General features: G+C 47.8%; 7 protein-coding genes and 2 pseudogenes. 1 reads left to right on the forward strand and 8 read right to left on the reverse strand.

From position 1 onward, the window contains the following. The coding region (locus MNV_RS19805) for a hypothetical protein (RefSeq protein ID WP_179293994.1) at positions 1 to 262 on the forward strand (262 nt) is incomplete at its 5' end. Position 263: 1 nt separating this feature from the next. On the opposite strand, the gene MNV_RS20850 is transcribed toward MNV_RS19805, so the two are convergent. The 8 genes and pseudogenes from MNV_RS20850 to MNV_RS19080 all read right to left on the reverse strand — a co-directional run. Then, positions 264 to 1136: an ArsA family ATPase gene (locus MNV_RS20850; protein ID WP_096206533.1), complete on the reverse strand. Its 873-nt coding sequence runs from the start codon at positions 1134 to 1136 to the stop codon at positions 264 to 266. Positions 1137 to 1176: 40 nt separating this feature from the next. Then, positions 1177 to 2112: pseudogene (locus MNV_RS13795) on the reverse strand (ArsA family ATPase); the annotation flags it as partial. After that, positions 2109 to 2408 (reverse strand): hypothetical protein, encoded by a 300-nt coding sequence (locus tag MNV_RS13800; protein ID WP_096206535.1) that lies wholly within the window; start codon positions 2406 to 2408, stop codon positions 2109 to 2111. The pseudogene MNV_RS13795 and the gene MNV_RS13800, both read right to left, overlap by 4 nt. A gap of 13 nt (positions 2409 to 2421) precedes the next feature. Then, positions 2422 to 3969, reverse strand: coding sequence for a carbon starvation CstA family protein (locus tag MNV_RS13805; protein ID WP_096206536.1), 1548 nt, complete (start codon positions 3967 to 3969; stop codon positions 2422 to 2424). Then, the gene (locus tag MNV_RS19810; RefSeq protein ID WP_179293995.1) at positions 3944 to 4105 is read right to left on the reverse strand and encodes a hypothetical protein; all 162 of its coding nucleotides are present in this window, start codon (positions 4103 to 4105) and stop codon (positions 3944 to 3946) included. The genes MNV_RS13805 and MNV_RS19810 overlap by 26 nt, the downstream gene beginning before the upstream one ends. 328 nt (positions 4106 to 4433) lie before the next feature. Then, entirely contained in the window at positions 4434 to 4673 is a 240-nt protein-coding gene (locus MNV_RS13810) for a cupin domain-containing protein (RefSeq protein ID WP_096206537.1), read from the reverse strand. A gap of 30 nt (positions 4674 to 4703) precedes the next feature. Continuing rightward, positions 4704 to 5435 carry a hypothetical protein gene (locus tag MNV_RS13815; RefSeq protein ID WP_096206538.1) on the reverse strand — a complete coding sequence of 244 codons (732 nt, stop codon included), beginning with the start codon at positions 5433 to 5435 and terminating at the stop codon, positions 4704 to 4706. 81 nt (positions 5436 to 5516) lie between these two features. Next, a pseudogene (locus MNV_RS19080) lies at positions 5517 to 5728 on the reverse strand (ISNCY-like element ISFac3 family transposase); the annotation flags it as partial.

A 5728-nucleotide genomic window follows, 5' to 3' on the forward strand; every position in this document is an offset into this window, starting at 1 on the left:
CAGGCATTTTGATGAAGGGCATATTGATGTTTATGTTTTCGTTTGTTATCTTGCATATCTGACACTTGCTCTGTATAAACATCATCTTGGTACTAATGGTTGGGAAGGAGTCAAGGAGAGTCTGGATGAACTGGGAAGGATCAGAAAAACAACTCTTATCCTGGGATGGGAGAAGATTGACAAAATCACTGTTCTCACGAAGGAACAAAAAGAGATTATTGAAAAATTGGATTTGAAGGAAAAACTTCTTTTTGGGGTGTAGTCTATAAAACCCTGAATCTCAGGTTATAATGCCTCTGCTCAGCCTGCTTGTTCACAATGAACGATGAGCGCGAATCAGTAGATGGCATGACCTGGTTCACGATAACGCCGCCCACGGGAATCTGGAACGCTTTCACCCAGTAAATGAACCGTTCAACTACGGAGATGGGTAATGCAAGCGGCAGGGTGACGAAATAAAAAGCTGTAAGATCCGGGTTTGTAAGGAGCGCCCTTATAGCCTCTGTCTTGCGGCGGGATTCAAGGAGCCCCTGTATCATCGGGTCGCTGGCTTCTTTTTTCTCTTTCTTGAAGGAGAGCGTCTTTTTGAGACTCATGGCTTCTTCCCTGCTTTTTATCATCTTGCAGAGCCACATATCATACATCTTGCTCATGCCAAGGAGCCGGTACGTGTGTGCCACAGGCGCGGTATCAAAGACATAACAATCATATGTGTTCGCTAATATCACATCAACGACGTTATCGAACATTGCGGATTCCTCAAAGGCAGGGTTGGTAGTGGCAGCTTCAACAAAAGGCGCAGGGTCGATGGGAATATCTGCATATTTCAGGAAATCAAGAATTTTATCGCGGGTATTCTCGCGGTATTTTCCAACAGTTGCCGCAGTTTCTATTTCCAGTGCAAAGAGGTTGTTCGTTCCTTCGACCCGCGTCTCGCCCCTGCCTATGAACTGTTGCCCGAAGCAACTGGAGAGGCTGTGTACCGGGTTCGTGCTGCAAAGAAGCGTTTTCTTTCCAAGGGAGGCGAGATAGAGTGCAGTGGCTGCTGCCATCACAGTTTTCCCCACGCCGCCTTTTCCACCGAAAAACATGTACCTGGTTTTGCTTCCTGCCAGGGTTTCGGAAAATTTGCTCATGTCTCTCACCTGTACACGATAGCAGCTGTCTTCTCAAGCATCCCAAGCCCTTAGGCTCCCGGTCCATCATAGGGACTTCTGCTATGATTTTATCTGCGAACTTCTTATGTATTATCTCTATGTTCGCCTGCTGCATCCTGACCCTGCTTTTCAGGAATTCGGGCACATTCTCATCCTGTAGCAATTCCTGCGGATACACCTGATTCACGATAATCCCGGATAGCTCAATACCGAACTTCCTGAACTCCTGTATAGCTGTCTCAGTGTCCATTATCGCCATCTGCTCCGGGATTACCACATAGAATAAAGCCGTAGTTTCCCTGCCGCCTATAATCTTTGCCATGAAGCCAAGCCTGTTCTTGATATCCTGCAATTCTTCAAGTATCCCCGTACTTTCTGCTTCACCAGAATTTTTGCCTGATATCCTCTTTACCCGCTCATCCACATCCTGCGAGTCTTTTCTGATATCTACAACTTTGTTTATCCAGATATCAAGAAGAGATGCCATGGATAGGAAGCGTATGGCATGCCCGTGAGGCATCATATCGAAGATGTAGTAATCGTAGTTCCCCGCCATTATAAGTTCTATCATGCTGTCAAAAGTGGCACTTTCTGACATTGCGGGCTGCGCAGAAGCGCTCTTGATGTAATCATCAATCTCTTCAGGGACAGAGCCGTACATATCGGTTATCCTCTTCCTGACGCTCGCCTGGTACTCCGATACGACCCGGTCTGCATCTATCTCCAGCGCATACAGGTTATCGGCGAGCTTCACTTCTCCTTTCCCGAAGAGGTCGTACTCGAAAACATCTGTGAGCGACGCCTGCGGGTCTGTAGAGAACACTATAACCTTCTTGCCGCATGATGCAAGGTACCGCGCCGTGGTGGCTGAGAGCGTGGTCTTCCCAAGGCCTCCCTTGCCTGCAAAAAGCAGGTATCTCATGCCTGGGCGCTCAACAATGTCTTTTAGCTTCATCCTCCGAACATCCTGTCAGTTACATCGCGGTCGCGCAGCAGTGTCCGCTTCCAGGTCTTCACATGTGGAACGACATGAGGCAAAAGGCGCAGCGAATAATACGGAGGAAGGACTGGTATCCCCAGCATGTCACCCATTACTATCAGCATGAACAGGTTCTCCATATGCATTCGCGTGCGCAGCGAGTATGTCACCATGTCGTGGGCAGCCATGCCGTATACGAAGTCTTTAATTGCACTCTTTAATGAGGCAAAGCCCTTTTTTCCATCCTTCTCTCTATAATCCTTTTGCTCCATATTATAACATCCTTTAATTCGTAGATTTCGATGGTGGGGTGATCCTTTTTTCCTCTTTGATGGGACTTGTAGCATTTATTCGTCTCTGGAAAGCCCTGTATATATCCACACACATGATTAGCGCTGCGACTATCAATACAACGCCGATGAGCCCTGCTACGATGTTACCGGGAGATACCGGCGAAGCAAAACCTTTTGTCAGGGACTGGTAGCTCGCATATCCCAGTGCTGCTATGGTCGTCACTATCATGAAAACCCCGGGTATGCCAGAGATCATCCAGCCTTTTTTCGTATCAAGAAGCCAGAGTGTGATAATCATCAGCGCAAGACCCGCCATGAGCTGGTTTGATCCACCGAACAGTACCCAGATGTAAAACCATGTCCCTCCGAAGGTCGGGCTTGCCAGGATAAAAGTCACCGCCAGGAAGAGTATTGAAGCTATGTACTTATTCTGTAGCAGAGGCACCCTTTCTCCGCCTATCTCGCTGATCGTAAGCCTGCCAAGTCGTACCACAAGCATCATAACTGCCATTGCAAGAGCTATGAATATGAGTCCCACATACGCCGCGGCTGTCGGGCTTCCTCCAAGAAGCGACGCTGCTCCTTTGGTAAATATTGCATCTGCTGTAAGACCCTTGGTATCTGCTGCCGAGAGCGTAGCTACGATGGAGAGAGCCAGCAGGGCAAGCGCACCTTCGGCAAGCATGGAGCCGCCGGTGACTGGTGCAACATCACGCTCGTTCTCAATCTGCTTTGAAGTCGCAGAACTGCTTACAAGGCTATGCCAGCCGGAGACCGAGCCGCAGGCTATTGTCACGAACAGCAGCGGCCAGAGAGGCTTTGCGGCTGCACCTGTCATGCCTGCAAAGAAATCAGTATAGTCCGCCCTTACATAAGTGGGATTCCCTGCTATAAGCGAGATGACAAGCGCAATAAGCCCGAAGAACACCACATAGAAGAACATATATATCGTGGGCTGTGTGAATCTCCATATGGGAGTGAGGGCTGCGACAAGGCAGAGCAGCAGAAGAACAATGAGCCAGATGTTGACATCGGGAATAGAGACCGGCAAAGAAGCGCCTGAGAATATACCGGCGGCGATCAACACAACCCCCACAGCGGTCCCGATGAACGGGTTCAGTTTCATCTTATATATCATCAGTCCCACGAGTACTCCTGCAAGAAGCACGGCTGCCATGGGAACAATAGAGTTTATACTTGCCTTGAGCATCCCTGCGGCAAGGCTCGCGAACGCCGCCATGATAAGAATCAGGTAGAAGACCAGGAATATCATGAGTATGTTCCTTGTGCGTGGGCCTATTAATTCATATGAGAGAGGACCGAAGCTCTTGCCCTCATTCCTTAGCGAGATCATGCATGAGAAATAGTCCTGTACCCAGCCGATGAAGGCGTTACCGATGAGTATCCAGGCAAGCGCCGGAAGCCAGCCCCAGAGCATGGCTGCAGTGATGGCTCCTACCACAGGCGACAGACCTGCAATGCTCTTGAACTGGAAGCCGAAAAGCACGAACTTGTTAGTGGGGAAATACTCCAACACCATCCATATAGACGTTCGCAGGCGTAGCCCGTGAAGGGTCGCATTTCATCGTATTTCTGTCCACCTGTTTGATACGGTAATAATATATCAGGAAATATATCACGATACCACCAATCAATATTATGGCAGCATTTACCATTTTTACAATCCTCCTTTTCCAACACCACCCTTGGTGTCCAGCATAAGAACATCATCGTTATTTATTAAGGTTTCGCCAGGTTTTGCGATACTGTTAATTTAAGAAAGAGTTGTAATATATGTTATCAGTTTTAGGAATAATCTCGTTACAAACAACGAACTGGTACGAACTGGTACGAACTGGTACGAACTAGACGTTAGCCGGACAGAGTTCGTTTAAACATGTTACAAAATCCAACAGTGAGTTCGTTGTGAGTTCGTACAAGTTAGTTGTTAAATCTAATTAAGTTAACAGCATTGGTTTTGCCTGCCATGCCCACCTGTGTAATTTAGCTCATATGCGGCGCACCTGCAGGTATATACACCACATCCCCGCGGGAAATCTCCTGCTTTTCTTCCCCAATTGTCATGATGCCATATCCAGAGAGGACATAGTAAATTTCCTCAAAATCTATATGGTAATGGGATTGGATGCTCTCGCCGGCCGCAAGTAAAGTATCGTAAACTGCTGCGACATTCTGCGCTGTGTCCTGCAGGTCCAGGCCATTCTCTATCTGTTTTACGTACATGAGATGCGTTTGAACAATAAAGATAAACTATTAAAACTCTCCCTTTTTCTCTTTCACCTTCTGCACAAGCTCAAATATCTCATCTGCTTTATCCCCGGTAATACATAGAGTTACGGAGCCTTCCCCGCCGTTTGTACCGCCGGAGCCTATCGGGAAAACATCATCAGCGCCCAGCAGCGTGAGCGCCCCGACTTCGGTAATGACCTTACCTAACAGTGGCATCATACCCACTGGAAGTCCGGTTGCTTTACTTATGCGCTGAATACCTATTCTCTTTGAGATTTCAACTACAGAGTAGGGTATGGATTTTTCAAGACCGACAGGGATGACCAGATTCACTCCTCTTGCCATGACAATACCCATAAAACTCCCTGTTGTTCCGCCCACCGGATTTGCCACCATGACTCCAGCCACGCCCTGCGGGTCAAGGGCATTTGCTCCTTTTATAAGCACATCCTGAGCACCCATCTTCTCTATGATGCCTTCGGCACCCACTGGCTTCCCATCAAGCAGCGCGACCGCCGGCAGCCTCTTATCGTTCGGGACAACGGTTGTCGTCCCGTCAATGTAACCTGCCCCATACCTTGACGGGTCTATCTTATCTCCCGTAAGTTCCTCTGCCACATACGCATTGGTAGAGCCAAGAGCTATCAGTATTATCCCCTTTTTCATTGCCTGCTGGACTACCGGGAGTCTCTTTACTCCCATGGCTATGATCCGCTTCGATTCGCGGGGCGTCAAAGTTATCTGTACCTGTTTCATTTCTTTACCTCTTCAAATACTGAAGTAGAATTTGGCTTGAAAGAATAAATAAATATCCTGTTCTCTGGCTGTGGGACAGAATTAAGTGGGGTACAAGTTTAACAAATTATGCCGGACTCCAGTGCAGGTTAAAGCTGCACCAATCCGATCATCTCTTTTTTGTCCCACTTTCCATCCAAACCATCTCTTATCTGCTGAAAATCCTGATTCAGAGTTATTTCTGGGATAATATTGCTCAATGTACGGAATTGTATTATCCACAACCTCTTTCATTGTATCCTTCCATTTCCAGG

This window comes from Candidatus Methanoperedens nitratireducens (genome assembly GCF_900196725.1).
Taxonomy (GTDB): Archaea; Halobacteriota; Methanosarcinia; order Methanosarcinales; family Methanoperedenaceae; genus Methanoperedens; species Methanoperedens nitroreducens_A.

Coding starts and splice junctions, on each gene's coding strand:
- MNV_RS13800 (WP_096206535.1), bottom strand. CDS start 2,408: ATGGAGCAAAAGGATTATAGAGAGAAGGATGGAAAAAAGGGCTTTGCC.
- MNV_RS20850 (WP_096206533.1), bottom strand. CDS start 1,136: ATGAGCAAATTTTCCGAAACCCTGGCAGGAAGCAAAACCAGGTACATG.
- MNV_RS13810 (WP_096206537.1), bottom strand. CDS start 4,673: ATGTACGTAAAACAGATAGAGAATGGCCTGGACCTGCAGGACACAGCG.
- MNV_RS13805 (WP_096206536.1), bottom strand. CDS start 3,969: ATGGTGTTGGAGTATTTCCCCACTAACAAGTTCGTGCTTTTCGGCTTC.
- MNV_RS13815 (WP_096206538.1), bottom strand. CDS start 5,435: ATGAAACAGGTACAGATAACTTTGACGCCCCGCGAATCGAAGCGGATC.
- MNV_RS19810 (WP_179293995.1), bottom strand. CDS start 4,105: ATGGTAAATGCTGCCATAATATTGATTGGTGGTATCGTGATATATTTC.